The sequence below is a fragment of the Sphingomonas sp. Root720 genome, from assembly GCF_001428605.1.
GTDB lineage: Bacteria > Pseudomonadota > Alphaproteobacteria > Sphingomonadales > Sphingomonadaceae > Rhizorhabdus.
Window position 1 is genome coordinate 14,787 of record NZ_LMID01000015.1, and the last position, 15,815, is coordinate 30,601.

The window sequence follows — 15,815 nt, forward strand, 5'->3', positions numbered from 1 at the left end:
AACGAGGCAATGGCGCTAACTGCGTCAGCCACGACGACCGCATTTTGGCGGAGGTTATAGGAGAAGGTTTGTGATCGTCTGCGGAGTGGACATTAGGTCGAATGAAGCGACCCTAGTCCTTGTCGAAGCCAAAGACGATGTAACTGTCTACATTAAGTGCGCCACGAAAAAACTCGCACTTAACGACGATAAGGAAGCAAACTCTCTCAACACACTAAAGGCGGCGATCGAGGCCTTCGCGATGAAGCACGACGTCGAAACATTTATCATCAAAGCTCGACAATCGTCTGGACGAATGGCGGCAAGTGGAGTGACCTTCAAGATCGAAGCGCTGTTTCAGCTGGCAGGAACCCCAGTTGAGTTCGTCAGTGCCCCGACTCTCTCGAAGTTCGCGAAGAGCAACAAAGGAGGCATTCCCACCGGGGTCGCCAAATATCAGGAGGACGCCTTTCGCGCAGGCGCCTGGCGGCTGGCTGGTCAATAACGCGACGATGGCAGTGGATCTCACCATTTTGCCGGCCGGCATTGCCGCCGCAGCAACCGAGCTCGCCAAGAAGATCGAGTTCGAGAGCGTCAACGACAAGGGTGCCAACGGATACGTCCTGATAGGGCGCAACCGCCAACTTGCCCGCAAGGTGGTCGTAAAATTCTATTTCTGGGGCGACGGTGCCCATGCCGAGCCAAAGCTCCTTGCGGATCTGGCTTCGCCGAATGTCCTAGAGGTGCATGACGCCGCAGCAATCGACGAGGATGACGCTTACTTCGTTACGCCGTTTTGCGAACATGGCGATCTCGATGATGTCATCGCCGCTGGTGGAATTGGCGTCCGTCAGGCTGTCGATATGCTACTGCAAGTTGCCAGCGGCGCGAGCTTCATTCATGGCAAGGGCTACGTGCACCGGGACTTGAAGCCATCTAACGTATTTAAACGGGGCGACGGTTCCCTCTTAATCGGTGACTTTGGGTCAGTCGTGAGGAAGGGCGATGGCGGCTACGCCGAAACGAAGTCGCGCCACTCTCTGCTTTACCGATCGCCCGAAGAGATCGCGACCGATCGATCTTACGAGCAAAGCGACATCTACCAACTCGGCATCCTATTCTACCAGCTGCTTGGGGGACGCCTGCCATATCAGATGATGGATTGGCTTAACGCGAAGGAAAAAAGCGAATACGCCAACCTTCCACACCCGGACAACGAACTCTACGCGATCGAAGCCTTCGAACGCAGGATCATTTCCAAGGGCAGATTGCTCGATCTGGACAGCCTTCCGCCTTGGTGCCCTTCGGGTCTGCGCGGCGTAATCCGTACTTGTTGCAAGGTCGATCGTACGAAGCGCTTCGAGAGCGTGTCGGCGTTGATCACGAAGCTCAATAACCTACGGGCGTCGCTGCCGGACTGGCGCTGCGAGCCAGAACCGGTGCTTTATCGCCCGCGGGCGAAATTCAGGATTGTCGGCTCGACGGGTAGCTTCTCAATAGAGAAGATGGTCAGCTCGGGAACTGCATGGCGGAAGGTCCGCGCGGCGAAGCCGTCCACGCTGCGGGAGGCCGTCGAAGCCGCAGAGCGGCTGTGACAGATTGAGGCGTGGGGGCTGAACCTGCCAGACAGCTAACGGCCCAATCCGCCCGACCCGCACCGCATGTTGCCCCTGACGCAATGAACGCGCCCACCGCCTGCGATTGAACGCAATCCTGGCTTGCCGCAGGTTCGGGGTCTCCGCGCAGCTGGCGCGTCACATAGCAAAGAGGGCCCCCCCATGAACCGAAGCTGGCACCGTTTAGTCGCCCTCGCGCTGGCCGCGCTGGGCGCCGTGGTGATGACGCCGGCCGCGCAGGCCGAGACCAAGGACGCGGTCAAGGATGCGGAGGGGCTTTGGGCCTATACGCTGCTGGAGGCGCGCGGGCAGGCGATGCCGCTGACCGGGGTCATCCTGTTCAAGGACGGGCTGTTCGTCCAGCAATCGATCTTCGACGGCGAGCCCTTCGCCACGCAGGGGGCGATGGCGCATGCCGGGACGTTCGGCCCCGGGCCGCGCGGGGTGCATATGGTGGGCGAGCAGACGATCAGCACGTCGCCCGGCGGCATGCTGCCCGACAGCGCGACCGCCGGCAAGGAGCCGGCGCTGCGCTTCCGCCGCGACAGCCAGCATGACATCAGCGTCGACCGCGACGGCGAGACGATGACGATCGTGTTCGGATCGGGCACGATCCAGAAGTTCCGCCGGATCGGCCCCGCCAAGGGCGACATCTACAAGCTGGAAAACGGCGTGCTGGCGCTGGTCGACGGGCATTTCGTGCTGGTCGCGGGCGACGCGACGGCGGTCGTCACCGGCTATGGCACGGTGCGCCGCAGCGGGACGGCCTATGAGTTGGGCGTGACCCGCTGGGCCGAGGCGACGCCGGACAAGGCGATCAACCGCAAGGACGGGACGATCAAGGCGACGTTCGACGGCAAGGTCTTCACGCTGGCCGACGGGCGGGCCTTCCGGGTGGTGGCGGCGCCGAAGAAATAGGGGGGGCTTTCGCCGGGTTTGGTCGGTCCGGCGGGGGTGGACTCTCTTCGCCTGTCCGGGGCGGGCGGGTGGGGGTGTTTCCGCGAAGAAGGAGAAGGAGAAGGAGAAGGAGAAGGAGAAGGAGAAGAAGAAGAGAAGAAGAAGAAGCGGGATCCCGGATCAAGTCCGGGATGACGGGGGGGGGGGGGGGGGGTTTCTTTTCCTTGTCGTCGCCGTGGGGGCGGTTTTCGTGTCGCTCGACAGCTCGACGGCACCGCCCGTGGGGAGAGACATGGGCCCCGGCCTGCGCTGGGGCGACGTGTCGGGGTTGCGGCGCGCGCCTCTCCGGAGCGGCGTGCCGCCCTTGCTTCATGAGACCCCAGCCTGCGCTGGGGTGACGGTTCAGGGGCGTGGAGACGGGTGCGTTGGGGCCGGCCGATCAGGCGGCGGCTTCGAGGGCCTCGTTCGCTTCCAGCCATTCGGCCTCGACCGCCTCCAGCTCGCGCTCGACGTCGGCGCGCAGTTTCATCAGGTCGCCGGTGGTGCGCTTCGCGTCGGCCGGGCCGGCCGACTTCGGATCGAACATCGCGCGGTCGATCTCGCTGCGGCGCGCGGTCAGGGCGGCGATCCGCTCCTCCATCGACCGGACGGTCTTGCGCAAGGTCTGGAGCTGCTCGCGCGCCTGGGCGGCGGCCTTCTTGTCCTTCTTCGCGGCCTTGCCGCCGCCGGCGCTCCCCTCGCCCTTCGGCTGGTTCCTGCCGAGGATCAGGTCGGTGTAGTCGTCGAGGCTGCCGTTGAACTCGGTCGCGGCGCCGCCGTCGACCAGCACCAGCCGGTCGGCGGTCAGCTCGATCATGTGGCGGTCGTGGCTGACCACCACCACCGCGCCCTCATAGGCGTTGAGCGCCTGGACCAGCGCCTCGCGCGCGTCGACGTCCAAATGGTTGGTCGGCTCGTCGAGGATCAGCATGTGCGGCGCGTCGCGGGTGATCAGCGCCAGCGCGAGGCGGGCGCGCTCGCCGCCCGACAGCTTGCCGACCCGGGTCGTCGCCTTTTCGCCCGAGAAGCCGAAGCGGCCGAGCTGGGCGCGCACCGCGCCCGGGGTCATGCCCTTCATCATCCGGGTCATATGCTCGAGCGGGGTATCGTCGCCGTCGAGCTCCTCGACCTGGTACTGGGTGAAATAGCCGACGCGCATCTTGCCCGACGCGGTCATCGCGCCGTCCATCGGCTTGAGCTGCGCGGCGAGGAGGCGGGCGAGCGTGGTCTTGCCGTTGCCGTTGCGGCCGAGCAGCGCGATCCGGTCGTCGGGGTCGAGCCGCAGGTTGAGCCGCTGGAGGATCGGCTTGCCCTCGGTATAGCCGACGCTGGCCATGTCGAGCGTGACCAGCGGCGGCTTGAGCTCGTCGGGGCTGGGGAAATCGAACGACAGGCTGGGATCGTCGGCGAGCGCGGCGATCGGCTGCATCTTCGCCAGCATCTTGGCGCGCGACTGCGCCTGCTTCGCGGTCGAGGCGCGGGCGCTGTTGCGGGCGATATAGTCCTGCAGCTTGGCGCGCTGGGCATCCTGCGAGGCCTTGGCGGCGGCGAGCTGGGCGGCGCGCTCGGCCCGCTGGCGCTCGAAGCTGTCATAGCCGCCGGTGTAGAGGGTGGTCTTGCCGCCCTCGAGGTGGAGGATATGGTCGACGACGTTGTTGAGCAGATCGCGCTCATGGCTGATCACGACCATCATCGCCGGGTAGCTCTTGAGGAAATTCTCGAGCCACAGGGTCGCTTCGAGGTCGAGATGGTTCGACGGCTCGTCGAGCAGCAGCAGGTCGGGCTCGGAAAAGAGCAGCGAGGCGAGCGCGACGCGCATCTTCCAGCCGCCCGAATAGCTGTCGAGCGGGCGCTGCTGCATCTCCTCGTCGAAGCCGAGGCCGACGAGGATGGTCGAGGCGCGCGACGGCGCGGTGTAGGCGTCGATCGCCATCAGCCGCTCATAGACCTCGCCGAGCCGGTCGGGATCGTGGCAATGCTCGGCCTCGACCAGCAGGGCGGCGCGCTCCTTGTCGGCGGCGAGCACGGTGTCGATCGGGGTCGCGGTGCCGCTCGGCGCCTCCTGGGCGATATAGCCGATGCGCAGGTCGCGCGGCTTGTCGAGATCGCCATCGTCGGCCTCGAGCGAGCCGATCATCACCTTCATCAGGGTGGACTTGCCGGCGCCGTTGCGGCCGATCAGCCCGACCCGCGCGCGCGGCGGCAGCGCGGCCGAGGCGCGGTCGAGGATCGTGCGCCCGCCGAGCCGGACCGTGAGATTCGAGAAATTGAGCATATCGCCGCGCCGATAGAGGATTTTGCGCCGCAGCGAAACAGGGCGATGCCGGGGGCGCGCCGAGCCTGCTTCGCGTCACGCCGGCGCAGGCTGGCATCTCAGGAGATGAGGGGCCGCTACTCTCCCGAGATCCCAGCCTTCGCTGGGATGACGGATGGGGGGAGGGGTTGGGGAGAGGTTGGCGGGGGATTTTCGCGCGGCGTCCCCCCGCCTGGGTGCTTGATGCCGAAACGGCAGTGACCCATTAGGGCCGGGCGATTCGAAAACAAGCGAGAGGGCCGCATGACCGATCTTTACCCCGTCCCCGCCGACTGGGCCGCCAAGGCGAAGGTGACCGCGGAGTCCTATGCGACGCTCTACGCCCGATCGATCGACGACCCGCACGCCTTCTGGCTGGAGCAGGCGAAGCGGCTCGACTGGGTACGCTTTCCGACCAAGACCAACGAAAGCTCGTTCGACGAGGCCGATTTCGGGGTGAAGTGGTTCGCCGACGGCCAGCTCAACGTCGCCGCCAACTGCCTCGACCGCCATCTCGCCGAGCGCGGCGACCAGGTCGCGATCATCTGGGAGCCCGACGCCCCGACCGACGAACCGCGCCGCTTCACCTACCGGCAGGTGCATGAGGAGGTGTGCCGCTTCGCCAATGTCCTGCGGTCGCAGGGCGTGGCGAAGGGCGACCGGGTGACGGTCTACCTGCCGATGATCCCCGAGGCGGCGTTCGCGCTGCTCGCCTGCGCGCGGATCGGCGCGATCCACTCGGTGGTGTTCGGCGGCTTCTCGCCCGAGGCGCTGGCCGGCCGCATCGAGGATTGCGACAGCAAGCTCGTCATCACCGCCGACTGCGGCCGGCGCGGCGGCAAGCTCGTCCCGCTCAAGACCAATGTCGACGCCGCCGCCCAGCATGCGCCGAGCCTCCAGACGGTGATCGTCGTCAAGGCGACCGGCAGCGAGGTGCCGATGCAGGCGGGCCGCGACATCTGGTATCACGAGGCCGCGGCCGAGATGAACGCCGAGTGCCCGGCGGTGGGGATGGACGCCGAGGACCCGCTGTTCATCCTCTACACCAGCGGATCGACCGGCAAGCCCAAGGGCGTGCTGCACAGCAGCGGCGGCTATCTGCTGTGGGCGAGCCTGACCCACGAGACCTGCTTCGACTATCGCCCCGGCCAGGTCTACTGGTGCGCGGCCGACATCGGCTGGGTGACGGGGCACAGCTACATCGTCTACGGCCCGCTCGCCAACGGCGCCACGACGCTGATGTACGAGGGCGTCCCCAACTGGCCCGACGCCAGCCGCATCTGGCAGGTGGTCGACCGCCACCAGGTCGAGATCGTCTTCACCGCGCCGACCGCGCTGCGCGCGCTGATGAAGGACGGCGACGACTTCGTCGCGAAGACCTCGCGCAGGAGCCTGAAGCTGCTCGGCACGGTCGGCGAGCCGATCAACCCCGAGGCGTGGCGCTGGTATCACGAGGTCGTCGGCGAGGGCCGCTGCCCGATCGTCGACACCTGGTGGCAGACCGAGACCGGCGCGGCGATGATCGCCCCGCTGCCCGGCGCGACCGACCTCAAGCCCGGCTCGGCGACGAAGCCCCTGTTCGGGGTGGTGCCCGAGCTGGTCGACGCCGACGGCAAGGTGCTCGACGGCGCGACCGACGGAAACCTGTGCATCACCCGCAGCTGGCCGGGGCAGATGCGCACCGTGTGGGGCGACCATGAGCGCTTCTTCCAGACCTATTTCTCGACCTACAAGGGCAAATATTTCACCGGCGACGGCTGCCGCCGCGACGAGGACGGCTATTACTGGATCACCGGCCGGGTCGACGACGTGATCAACGTCTCGGGCCACCGCATGGGCACCGCCGAGGTCGAGAGCGCACTGGTCCTCCACCCCAAGGTCGCCGAGGCGGCGGTGGTCGGCTTCCCCCACGACATCAAGGGCCAGGGCATCTACGCCTATGTCACGCTGAACGCGGGCGAGGAGACCGGCGAGGCGCTGCGCAAGACCCTGCGCGACTGGGTCCGCACCGAGATCGGCCCGATCGCCACCCCCGACGCGATCCAGTTCGCCCCCGGCCTGCCCAAGACCCGCAGCGGCAAGATCATGCGGCGCATCCTGCGCAAGATCGCCGAGGGCGACACGTCCTCGCTCGGCGACACATCGACCCTCGCCGATCCGGCGGTGGTCGACGATCTGGTTGCGAACCGCGTCAAAAGCTGATCCTATCGGGCGACGGGCCGCCCTGCGCGGCCATCGCCCGAGAGGAGACGCCATGACCGGGGCCCTAGTCCACTATAACCGCGTCGCCCGCCTGCTCCACTGGACGATCGGGACGCTGATCATCGTCAACCTGCTGCTCGGTATCCTGCACGATCCGCTGGGCAAGCTCTTCCCGGCGATGCCGATCCACAAGTCGATCGGCTTCCTGGTGCTGCTGCTGAGTCTGTTCCGGCTGGGCTGGCGCCTCACCCACCCCGCCCCGCCGCTGCCCGCGTCGGTGCCCGGCTGGGAGCGGGTGTCGGCGCACACGCTCCACTGGATCTTCTACGCGCTGATGATCGTCATGCCGATCACGGGCTGGACGTTCAGCTCGGCGGGCAAGAGCCCGCTGACCTTCTTCTTCCTGTTCGACATCCCCAAGCTCGCGGTCGAGAAGGGATCGGCGCTCGCGCAGGGCACGCACAACGCGCATGTCGTGCTCGGCTTCACCTGGGCGGTGCTGCTGATCGGCCATGTCGGCGCGGCGCTGCGCCACCATTTCGTCCTCAGGAACGGCGTGCTGACGCGGATGTGGCGGTCGGCGCCGGGGGCGTAGCTTTCGCCGCGCCCTATCTCCGTCATTCCAGCGAAGGCTGGAATCTGCGCGGGACCTTTGCGTACCACGTCATCCCGGCGGAGGCCGGGATCTCCGGAAAGAGGAGACGAGCGCGMGGCAGGAGCCKCCCGAGATGCCAGCCTGCGCTSGCATGACGCTTGGGGGACYRGAYGCTCGCGCGATATCTCCGTCATTCCAGCGAAGGCTGGAATCTCCGGAGAGAGGAGACGAGCGCGAGGCAGGAGCCTCCCGAGATGCCAGCCTGCGCTSGCATGACGCTGGGGGACCAGACGCGGAGGGACCGGGTGCAGCTTATCCAAAGACCGGCCGCCTCGCGAGACTCGACATCTCCGCGTCGATCCTGTAGGGCCCGCGCCTTCACGTTCCGAGTCCGCTCCGGCGGGCGCGGGACTGTACCGTCCGAGACAGCAGGTGCGGGTGTTGTTGGGACCTTGATTCACGCTTCAGGCCATTCGGCCTGAAACGATCAAGGTCCAGGCCCCGCTTAATGTCCTGCCCAGACGGGGAAAAGTTTACCGGCCGCGCCCTTAGGGGATCAGGCCGGGTCTGCCGGTGTCCTTCCAGGTCCTCGGCCAGGCGACCGACCCCTCGGACGGGTCGAGGGACGGCGTATCGGTCCCTTGGCTCAAAGCCCCTGCGGATGTGCTGCAGGGGTGGTTCTAAGGAGTAAGGCATGGATCGAGCTCAAAAAGCCGAGCTGGTCGCCGAGCTGCAGAGCACCTTCAAGGGCACGAGCGTGGTGATCGTCACCCGCAATCTCGGCCTGACCGTCGCGCAGTCCACTGCGCTTCGTCTGAAGATGCGCGACGCCGGCGCCAGCTACAAGGTATCGAAGAACAAGCTCGCCCGCATTGCCGTCGAGGGCACGCCCTACACAGCGATCAACGATCTGCTGGTGGGGCCGACCGCGCTCAGCACCTCCGCCGACCCGGTTGCCCCCGCAAAGGTGATCGTGGATTTCGCGAAGACCAACGACAAGTTGGAAATCGTCGGCGGCGCGATGGGCGACACGGTTCTCGACGTGGCCGGCGTCAAGGCGCTGGCCGAGCTGCCGTCGCTCGACGAACTGCGCGCCAAGATCGTGGGCCTCGTGCAGGCGCCCGCGACCAAGGTCGTCCAGATCGTCCAGGCACCCGCCGGCCAGCTGGCCCGGGTGTTCGGCGCTTATGCGGCGAAAGAAGACGCCTGATCTTTCGATATCAGACCGACTGAAAAACTTTTGGGCCCGCGCGGCCCTGATGGAGACTTAAAATGGCAGACCTGAACAAGCTCGTTGACGATCTCTCGGCCCTCACCGTTCTCGAAGCCGCCGAGCTCTCGAAGCTCCTCGAAGAGAAGTGGGGCGTTTCGGCCGCTGCGGCGGTTGCGGTTGCGGCCCCGGCCGGCGCCGGCGCCGGCGCTCCGGCCGCCGAAGAGAAGACCGAGTTCGACGTCATCCTCACCGGCGACGGCGGCAAGAAGATCAACGTGATCAAGGAAGTCCGCGCGATCACCGGCCTGGGCCTCACCGAAGCCAAGACTCTCGTCGAGTCGGCTCCGAAGGCGGTCAAGGAAGGCATCAACAAGGACGAAGCCGAGAAGATCAAGAAGCAGCTCGAGGAAGCCGGCGCGACCGTCGAACTCAAGTAAGCTTCTCTCCGTCCGCGCGCGGACGGGAAGACTTCGCGGAAGGGCGGCTTCTCCCAGGAGAGGCCGCCCTTTCTTTTGCGCGCGCGGCAGGAACGGGAGTCCGCGCCGTCCGACGCGCATTGTCTCGCCGATGCGAATCGGAGATGATGCGGCATGGACTTCATGAAGTGGCTGAACTCGCTCGACGAGCTCCTCTACGAGGTCATCAGCTGGCTGATCTTCTACCCGGTGACGCTCGGCCGGACGCTACTGCATCCGATCGCGATGATGGGCTATGCGGATCGCCAGCTCGCTCTCCCCCAGGAGCAGCAATATGGAGCGGCCCTGAGCCCCCCGCTATTCCTGGCGCTCACCCTGTCGATCGCCCATCTCGGCGCCACCGCGCTCGGCGAAACCGACCAGCTGGTCGCGAACCGTCATGGCCTGTCGAACCTGATCGACGACGACGCCAGCGCCCTCGCCTTCCGCCTGCTGATCTTTTCGATCTTCCCGCTGCTGATGTCGCTGCATTTCGTTTGGAGGCGCCGCCTGCCGCTCGATCGGAACAGCCTGCGGCTCCCTTTCTATGCGCAATGCTACCCGGCCGCGATCTTCGCCCTGGGGCTGAGCTTCGGCACGATGGCCATCAGCCTGAAGAGTGCGGGTGCCCAGTCGGCCGGAGCCGCGATCATTGTCCTGGCGATCCTCTTCTATCTGCTCGTGGAAGCGCGGTGGTTCGCGGTCCAGTTCCGCACGGGTCTCGTCCGGGGCGCCGCGACGGCCTCGGCGGCGCTCATCGAGGGCGCGACCATCCTCGTGGGAGCGGGACTGCTGCTCGGTACATAAGGCCAGATATATTCTGCAAGGCGAGGAGATTGATCATGCGACATGGAAGATCGGCCCTGATCATGGCGGCGGCATTGGCCGGACCGGCCCTCGCGGACTCCGAGGCGGGCGACGGGGCGCCCATCAACCTCATCTGCACGGGCCGCGGGGAGAAGATGACCGGGGGCTATACGACCACGCTCGAATGGGATCGCTACGACCACAAATATCGTCCCAAGAGCGGGTATGAAACGCAGATGCGCGGCTTCGAATCCGCCGTGACGCTGCAGATCGACGGCGAGGACGGCCGCATCCGATTGCCGGAAAAGCTCATTCCGCCCCTGAATTCGGGCGGCGACCACCAGCATTGGTGGCAGCTCAGCGACGTGATCGTCGGTCAGAACGAGATCAGGGCAAGCTACCGGCTGAACGGCCTGAACAAGCCGAAGCTGCGGATCGACCGACAGACCGGCGAGATCAGCATCAAGGGCACCGGGCAGGATTTTTCCGGCATATGCGAAAAGATCGACCCAGGGCAGCGGCGCTTCTGAGCGGCTCCGCCGGGCGGCCCCCTGTCGAACGGCCACGTCATCCCACTATCGGCCGCCGACGATCAGCCCGTCGCGCAGCCATTGTCCCAGCACCGCGCCGGCGGCGGCGATGCCGCCCCTGGCGCCGAGTTCGTCGGTGAGCGACGCGCAGAGGTCGCCGAAGGTCCGGCCTGCGCGGGCCTGCGCGAGCAGCCGGCGTTCGCGCGCGTCGATCGTGCGGAAGCAGGGCGCATAGCCCTGCCGCCAGACGATCAGGGCGGCCGGTTCGTCGAGCCGCCGCGCCGGCGGCGGCATCTCGCCCGCGGACAAGGCCGACCAGATCGCCGCGGCATTGGTGGTCGCGTCGGCGATCGCCAGCGTCGGCGACAGGGGCAGCACCGCAGCGTCCCAGTCGATCGCGGCCGCGACGTCGAGCGCGAGCGGTTCGGCGTCGGGGCCGGCAAAGGCGTCGGCGAGCGCATGATCGAGCCAGCCGAGTTCGGCGACCTCGGGATCGTCGGGATATAGCGCGGCCAGGGTGGCGACGAAGCCCGACGGATAGGCGTCCAGCGTCCAGTGGCCGGGCGGAGCGGCATCGATATGCGCCGCCGCCGCCGCGCGGAACGCGCCGTCGCCGAGCCAGGCGTGGACCCGCTCGAACGCTTCTTCGAGGCAGGCGACGAGCTGCGCGCGATAATTATTCTGGTAGACCGCGAGGCCGGCGGTCGCGCGATCGCCGATCCGGGCGGCGGCGGCCGTGTCGCCGTCCACCAGCCAGGCGCGGAAGTCGCGCTGGAGCGCGACGAGGCTCATGCCGCGCTCCGGAGCCGCGCGGCCCCGATCGAGCGCGCGTGGCCGAGTTCGTCGAGCAGGTCGGCGAGCGGCGGGATCGCGTCGTCGCGTTCGATCATCGTCGCGACGGGACCGAGCCGGTCGAGCGCATGATCGTAGAGCGCCCAGACCGCCGGCGGCACCGGCTGGTCGTGCGTGTCGATCAGCAATCCGTCGCCGCGGCTGTGCCCGGCGAGGTGAACCTGGCGAACGGGGCCGGCCGGCACGCCGTCGATATAGGCGAGCGGATCGAAGCCGTGATTGGTGGCGCTGACGAAGATGTTGTTGATGTCGAGCAGCAGGCCGCAGCCGCTCCGCGCGCACAGCGCGTCGAGAAATTCCCATTCGGTCATCGTCGACCCGTCGAAGACGACGTAGCTCGACGGATTTTCGACCAGCATCGGCCGGCCGAGCACATCCTGCGCGGTCGCGACATTGGCGCAGACGAGGTCGAGCACCTCTTCGGTATAGGGCAGCGGCAGCAGGTCGTGCGCGCTGAAGCCTTCGAAGCGCGACCAGCTGAGATGGTCGGAGACGAACAGGGGCTCGATCTCGTCGACCAGCGCCTTGAGTCGGTCCAGATAGGCGCGGTCGAGCCCGTCGGCCGATCCGATCGACATCGACACGCCGTGGAGCGCGACCGGATGCCGCGCACGGACCCGGCGCAGGATATCGCGCGGGCGCCCGCCGTCGACCATGAAATTCTCGGAGATAACCTCGACGAAATCGACCGGGATCTCGCGGTCGAGAAAGTCGCCATAATGGTCCTTGCGCAGGCCGAGGCCGTAACCGGAGAAGCGTTGATCGGGCATGGCGATGCTCGCGAAAGAGGAAGGCCCGGCCGGCACGAACCGGCCGGGCCGCGCCGTCACTTGACTTCGGTCAGGCTGCCGCCGGCGGCGGTGCACGCCTTGGCCGACATTTCCTTGAAGCCATGGCCCTTGCAGCTGTTCATGCCCTTGCAGTCGTTGCTGGCGGTCTTGCAGTCCGACGTGCCCTTGCAGCTGTTGACGCCGTAGCAATGCACCATTTCCGCCTTCTCGCCCTTGGCGAAGGCCGGGGCGGTGGTCGATGCGGCGGCGATCGCGAGGAGGGCCGCGGTGGTGGCGATGCTGAGGCTGGATTTGACGGTGATCATGGGGAAGTCTCCGAAAGGATATGCCGTGCTGGCATCTCCAGTTCGCCGCCGCCGCGCCGCCGGTTACACGCGGCCCGGAATCTTTTACCAGCGCAGCAGGCGCGGGCCGAGAATCGCGCCGATCGCCGCCGCCAGCCCGATGCCGAGCGTGTACCAGGTCAGCACGAAGATGGCCGACACCTCGGGACAGTGGAGGCAGTAGAGGGTCGCCGCGCAGGCGCCCGCCGCCAGCCCCGCGGTGGCCCCCGCCAGGCGCAGCCGGGTCGGCGCGAGGCGCCGGAACGACCAGAGCAGCCCGACGAAGATCGGCGCCGACAGCATGAGCACGAGCCAGGGGCATTGCTTCCAGCTATGGCCCAGCCACATCGCCAGCCACTCCGCCGGGGGCGCGTGCGCCATTTCCAGCGCGGCGAGGCCGGCGAGCAGGACGATCGGGACCGCGATCAGCCACATCCAGCGCAGCCGCACCGTATCCGGCCGCGCCAGCCGGGCGATCATCGCGATCGCACCGATCCCCAGCGAAGCCGTGTAGGCCCACTTCACCCAGAAGGAGGAGCCCTGCATCGCGAGGATCAGGTCGGGGCGGATGCCGAGGCCCGACAGGATCGCGACCAGGCTGACGACGGCGCCGGCGAAGATGCCGAGCGCGAGCCGGCGGCCGACCGCATGGCGCGGCACGGCCTTCACATTCTCCGCGAGCGAGCGGATCAGCGCGTCGGTGTTCATCGCCGCTCCCCCATGATGCGCGCGGCCAGCGTCTTCAATCCGCGGTGGACCGAAACCTTGACGTCGGATTCGCCGATGCCGGCATGTTCGGCGGCTTCGGAGATGCTGAGGCCGTCGATCCGCGTCTGGCGGATCGCCCGCGCCTGTTTCGCGGGGAGCCCGCCGAGCAGGCGATCCATGTCCATGCGGGCATGGGTCGCGTCCTCGAAGCCCTCGGCCGCCAATATCTCCTCGAGCCCCTCGATCGGGCAATGGTCTCTCATGCGCCGGAAATGGTCGATCATCTTGTAGCGCGCGACCGCGAACAGCCAGGCGGTGAAGGCGCGGTCGCGGTCATAGGTCGCGCGGCGGGTGTGAACGGCGATCAGCGTTTCCTGCACCAGATCCTCGATATCGTCCCCGGCGCCCGACATCCGGCGACGGTAAAAGGCACGCAGCAGCGGCACGAGCGCGGACAACAGCGCGGCATAGATCGCCGCGTCCCCATCGAGACCGCCGATCATCATCGCCCTGAGCTCGTCTTCGCTTGCCCGCATGCACGCTCCTGATAGCCTATTCGCAGGGGAGACGCGCCTGGTTACACCCGCCGTCACATCCCGACTTCACATCGCGACCTCACATCCCGACCTCACGGCGCGACGCGACGTGACGATCGCCGGCCGGTGTAACCGTTCGGCCGTCCGCGCCGAACTGGCAGCGTGACCCGGCCTTCCCAGCCTCGCCCGGGTCGTCCCGCCGCGGCGGGAAGGCGCAGACCTGGACATGTTCGATGACCCACACCACCCATGCGGCGCTCGCCGCCGCCCTCGCCATCGCGGTCGCCGGCAGCGCCGCCGTCGCCGCCGACGCCCCGCCGACCGAGAAATGCTACGGCGTCTCGCTCGCCGGCAAGAACGACTGCAAGGCGGGGGCCGGCACCTCCTGCGCGGGCACCTCGCGCGTCGACTATCAGGGCGACGCCTGGAAGCTGGTCAAGGCCGGCACCTGCACCAAGATCAAGACGCCCAAGGGCATGGGATCGCTCAGCCCCAAGGCCTGACGCGCCGCCTGACCCGCCGCCGGGCGACCCCCGGGTCGCCCGCCCCCTCCCCCGGACACGGATCGCCGCCATGTGCTCTCCGATCGACCATTATCGTCGCGCCGCCGCCATGCTCGAACAATGGACGCCGCAGGCCCTGTTGCTGCTCGTAGCGAGGCTCGGCATCGCCGCGATCTTCTTCCTGTCGGGCCGCACCAAGGTCGAGGGGCTGCTGACGATCACCCCCGGAACCTACGAGCTGTTCCGCACCGAATATGCGCTGCCACTGATCCCGCCCGAGATCGCCGCCCACGCCGCGACCTATTCGGAGCATCTCTTCTCGATCCTGCTGCTCCTCGGCCTGTTCACCCGCCCGGCCGCCGCCGCCCTGATCGGCATGGTCGCGGTGATCGAGATCTTCGTCTATCCCGACGCCTGGCCGACCCATCTCGGCTGGTTCGGCCTCCTGCTGCCGCTGCTCGCCCGCGGGGGCGGGGCGTGGTCGCTCGATCGACTGCTCGAAAGGGCCGTCGGCGGCCGCCGGCGCGGGCGAGCCGAAGCGGCGCGTGCCACTCCGGACGCTATAGTCCGGTAACCGCATTGGAGCCTGCCGGAAATCGTACAATCCGGGGTTCCCATGCGCTCACGCCCCAGCATGCCAAGGCCGGCGCCCGTCCGCATGGAACGATCAATGGCTATTCGTAGAGGACCCGATAGACAGATCGGCGCCGGTGCAGAAAGATGCCGCCACCTTGGAGGGCGAGCGATGAGACGGCACGGCGAGCAGCACCTTGTTTCCCGCATCGGCTGGCTGCGCGCCGCCGTGCTGGGGGCCAATGACGGGATCGTTTCCACCGCCAGCCTCCTTCTCGGCGTCGCCGCGGCGGGCGCCGACCGGTCCGCGATGCTGGTCGCCGGCACCGCCGGACTCGTCGCGGGCGCCATGTCGATGGCTGCGGGCGAATATGTCTCGGTCAGCTCGCAATCGGATACCGAACGATCGGATATCGCCCGCGAGCGGCACGAGCTTGCGAGCTTCCCCGACGCCGAGCTGGCGGAACTTGCCGCGATCTACGAAAGCCGGGGGGTCGACCCCGCGACCGCCCGGTCGGTGGCGGAACAGATGACGGCGTTCGATGCGCTCGGCACGCATAGCCGCGACGAACTCCACATCACGGAGACGACCACGGCGCGGCCGGTGCTCGCCGCGGCGACCTCGGCGGCGACCTTCACCGCCGGGGCCGCGTTGCCGCTCGTCCTCACGGCGGTCCTGCCGATGTCGCTCATCGTGGCAGGCCAGGCCGTCGGTTCGATAGCCTTCCTCGGCCTTCTCGGAGCGGTCGGCGCGGTGACGGGCGGCGCGCGGCCATTCAAACCCGTTGCCCGGGTGGTGTTCTGGGGCGCGCTGGCGATGGCGCTGACCGCGGGCATCGGCCGTCTCGTGGGAACCAGCCTCTAGGACGTCCGGAGGCCGGACCAGCTCGCGCGGCCCCCTAG

Annotated in this window: 18 protein-coding genes; 12 read left to right on the top strand and 6 right to left on the bottom strand. The window is 67.4% G+C overall.

The window, feature by feature from the left end:
- Positions 1–70 precede the first annotated feature (70 nt).
- From ASE22_RS22250 to ASE22_RS22260, 3 genes are all read left to right on the top strand, one after another.
- The gene (locus ASE22_RS22250) at positions 71–484 is read left to right on the top strand and encodes a DUF3010 family protein (protein ID WP_056601484.1); all 414 of its coding nucleotides are present in this window, start codon (positions 71–73) and stop codon (positions 482–484) included.
- A gap of 7 nt (positions 485–491) precedes the next feature.
- Positions 492–1,574, top strand: coding sequence for a serine/threonine protein kinase (locus tag ASE22_RS22255; protein WP_082545579.1), 1,083 nt, complete (start codon positions 492–494; stop codon positions 1,572–1,574).
- 183 nt (positions 1,575–1,757) lie between these two features.
- Positions 1,758–2,513 carry a hypothetical protein gene (locus ASE22_RS22260; protein WP_056364804.1) on the top strand — a complete coding sequence of 252 codons (756 nt, stop codon included), beginning with the start codon at positions 1,758–1,760 and terminating at the stop codon, positions 2,511–2,513.
- A gap of 418 nt (positions 2,514–2,931) precedes the next feature.
- On the opposite strand, the gene ASE22_RS22265 is transcribed toward ASE22_RS22260, so the two are convergent.
- Positions 2,932–4,806, bottom strand: coding sequence for an ABC-F family ATP-binding cassette domain-containing protein (locus tag ASE22_RS22265; protein WP_056364807.1), 1,875 nt, complete (start codon positions 4,804–4,806; stop codon positions 2,932–2,934).
- 282 nt (positions 4,807–5,088) lie between these two features.
- Here ASE22_RS22265 and acs point away from each other — a divergent pair, with 282 nt between their 5' ends.
- The 6 genes from acs (at position 5,089) to ASE22_RS22295 (ending at position 10,626) form a co-directional block, all read left to right on the top strand.
- Positions 5,089–7,026 (top strand): acetate--CoA ligase, encoded by a 1,938-nt coding sequence (gene acs, locus ASE22_RS22270; protein ID WP_056364810.1) that lies wholly within the window; start codon positions 5,089–5,091, stop codon positions 7,024–7,026.
- Positions 7,027–7,078: 52 nt separating this feature from the next.
- Positions 7,079–7,621 carry a cytochrome b gene (locus ASE22_RS22275; protein ID WP_056364812.1) on the top strand — a complete coding sequence of 181 codons (543 nt, stop codon included), beginning with the start codon at positions 7,079–7,081 and terminating at the stop codon, positions 7,619–7,621.
- A 694-nt stretch (positions 7,622–8,315) separates the two neighbouring features.
- Positions 8,316–8,831, top strand: a complete 516-nt coding sequence (rplJ, locus tag ASE22_RS22280; protein ID WP_056364815.1) for a 50S ribosomal protein L10 — start codon at positions 8,316–8,318, stop codon at positions 8,829–8,831.
- 62 nt (positions 8,832–8,893) lie between these two features.
- Positions 8,894–9,271, top strand: a complete 378-nt coding sequence (gene rplL, locus ASE22_RS22285) for a 50S ribosomal protein L7/L12 (protein ID WP_056364819.1) — start codon at positions 8,894–8,896, stop codon at positions 9,269–9,271.
- A gap of 153 nt (positions 9,272–9,424) precedes the next feature.
- Entirely contained in the window at positions 9,425–10,096 is a 672-nt protein-coding gene (locus ASE22_RS22290) for a hypothetical protein (RefSeq protein WP_056364822.1), read from the top strand.
- Positions 10,097–10,131: 35 nt separating this feature from the next.
- Entirely contained in the window at positions 10,132–10,626 is a 495-nt protein-coding gene (locus tag ASE22_RS22295; RefSeq protein WP_156397276.1) for a hypothetical protein, read from the top strand.
- A 45-nt stretch (positions 10,627–10,671) separates the two neighbouring features.
- Here the strand turns inward: ASE22_RS22295 and ASE22_RS22300 are convergent, their stop codons facing one another.
- From ASE22_RS22300 to ASE22_RS22320, 5 genes are all read right to left on the bottom strand, one after another.
- Positions 10,672–11,418, bottom strand: a complete 747-nt coding sequence (locus ASE22_RS22300) for an HvfC/BufC N-terminal domain-containing protein (protein WP_056364826.1) — start codon at positions 11,416–11,418, stop codon at positions 10,672–10,674.
- The gene (gene bufB, locus ASE22_RS22305) at positions 11,415–12,248 is read right to left on the bottom strand and encodes an MNIO family bufferin maturase (protein ID WP_056364831.1); all 834 of its coding nucleotides are present in this window, start codon (positions 12,246–12,248) and stop codon (positions 11,415–11,417) included. The genes ASE22_RS22300 and bufB overlap by 4 nt, the downstream gene beginning before the upstream one ends.
- A 56-nt stretch (positions 12,249–12,304) precedes the next feature.
- Positions 12,305–12,574, bottom strand: coding sequence for a BufA2 family periplasmic bufferin-type metallophore (gene bufA2 / locus ASE22_RS22310; protein WP_056364834.1), 270 nt, complete (start codon positions 12,572–12,574; stop codon positions 12,305–12,307).
- An 84-nt stretch (positions 12,575–12,658) separates the two neighbouring features.
- Positions 12,659–13,300 (bottom strand): DUF1109 domain-containing protein, encoded by a 642-nt coding sequence (locus ASE22_RS22315; protein ID WP_056364835.1) that lies wholly within the window; start codon positions 13,298–13,300, stop codon positions 12,659–12,661.
- Positions 13,297–13,836: a sigma-70 family RNA polymerase sigma factor gene (locus ASE22_RS22320; protein WP_056364840.1), complete on the bottom strand. Its 540-nt coding sequence runs from the start codon at positions 13,834–13,836 to the stop codon at positions 13,297–13,299. Before ASE22_RS22320 ends, ASE22_RS22315 begins: the two co-directional genes overlap by 4 nt.
- A 233-nt stretch (positions 13,837–14,069) precedes the next feature.
- On the opposite strand from ASE22_RS22320, the gene ASE22_RS22325 reads away from it, so the two are divergent.
- The 3 genes from ASE22_RS22325 (at position 14,070) to ASE22_RS22335 (ending at position 15,777) form a co-directional block, all read left to right on the top strand.
- Complete coding sequence (locus tag ASE22_RS22325) at positions 14,070–14,339, top strand: BufA1 family periplasmic bufferin-type metallophore (RefSeq protein ID WP_056364842.1); 270 nt, start codon at positions 14,070–14,072, stop codon at positions 14,337–14,339.
- A gap of 70 nt (positions 14,340–14,409) precedes the next feature.
- Positions 14,410–14,913: a DoxX family protein gene (locus tag ASE22_RS22330; protein ID WP_200933202.1), complete on the top strand. Its 504-nt coding sequence runs from the start codon at positions 14,410–14,412 to the stop codon at positions 14,911–14,913.
- Between the two features lie 171 nt (positions 14,914–15,084).
- Complete coding sequence (locus ASE22_RS22335) at positions 15,085–15,777, top strand: VIT1/CCC1 transporter family protein (protein WP_056364845.1); 693 nt, start codon at positions 15,085–15,087, stop codon at positions 15,775–15,777.
- Positions 15,778–15,815 lie beyond the last annotated feature (38 nt).

Excerpts from the sequence above, each read along its gene's own strand:
- ASE22_RS22255 (WP_082545579.1), top strand. The coding sequence starts at position 492 with ATGGCAGTGGATCTCACCATTTTGCCGGCCGGCATTGCCGCCGCAGCA.
- ASE22_RS22260 (WP_056364804.1), top strand. The coding sequence starts at position 1,758 with ATGAACCGAAGCTGGCACCGTTTAGTCGCCCTCGCGCTGGCCGCGCTG.
- ASE22_RS22265 (WP_056364807.1), bottom strand. The coding sequence starts at position 4,806 with ATGCTCAATTTCTCGAATCTCACGGTCCGGCTCGGCGGGCGCACGATC.
- acs (WP_056364810.1), top strand. The coding sequence starts at position 5,089 with ATGACCGATCTTTACCCCGTCCCCGCCGACTGGGCCGCCAAGGCGAAG.
- ASE22_RS22275 (WP_056364812.1), top strand. The coding sequence starts at position 7,079 with ATGACCGGGGCCCTAGTCCACTATAACCGCGTCGCCCGCCTGCTCCAC.
- rplJ (WP_056364815.1), top strand. The coding sequence starts at position 8,316 with ATGGATCGAGCTCAAAAAGCCGAGCTGGTCGCCGAGCTGCAGAGCACC.
- rplL (WP_056364819.1), top strand. The coding sequence starts at position 8,894 with ATGGCAGACCTGAACAAGCTCGTTGACGATCTCTCGGCCCTCACCGTT.
- ASE22_RS22290 (WP_056364822.1), top strand. The coding sequence starts at position 9,425 with ATGGACTTCATGAAGTGGCTGAACTCGCTCGACGAGCTCCTCTACGAG.
- ASE22_RS22295 (WP_156397276.1), top strand. The coding sequence starts at position 10,132 with ATGCGACATGGAAGATCGGCCCTGATCATGGCGGCGGCATTGGCCGGA.
- ASE22_RS22300 (WP_056364826.1), bottom strand. The coding sequence starts at position 11,418 with ATGAGCCTCGTCGCGCTCCAGCGCGACTTCCGCGCCTGGCTGGTGGAC.
- bufB (WP_056364831.1), bottom strand. The coding sequence starts at position 12,248 with ATGCCCGATCAACGCTTCTCCGGTTACGGCCTCGGCCTGCGCAAGGAC.
- bufA2 (WP_056364834.1), bottom strand. The coding sequence starts at position 12,574 with ATGATCACCGTCAAATCCAGCCTCAGCATCGCCACCACCGCGGCCCTC.
- ASE22_RS22315 (WP_056364835.1), bottom strand. The coding sequence starts at position 13,300 with ATGAACACCGACGCGCTGATCCGCTCGCTCGCGGAGAATGTGAAGGCC.
- ASE22_RS22320 (WP_056364840.1), bottom strand. The coding sequence starts at position 13,836 with ATGCGGGCAAGCGAAGACGAGCTCAGGGCGATGATGATCGGCGGTCTC.
- ASE22_RS22325 (WP_056364842.1), top strand. The coding sequence starts at position 14,070 with ATGACCCACACCACCCATGCGGCGCTCGCCGCCGCCCTCGCCATCGCG.
- ASE22_RS22330 (WP_200933202.1), top strand. The coding sequence starts at position 14,410 with ATGTGCTCTCCGATCGACCATTATCGTCGCGCCGCCGCCATGCTCGAA.
- ASE22_RS22335 (WP_056364845.1), top strand. The coding sequence starts at position 15,085 with ATGAGACGGCACGGCGAGCAGCACCTTGTTTCCCGCATCGGCTGGCTG.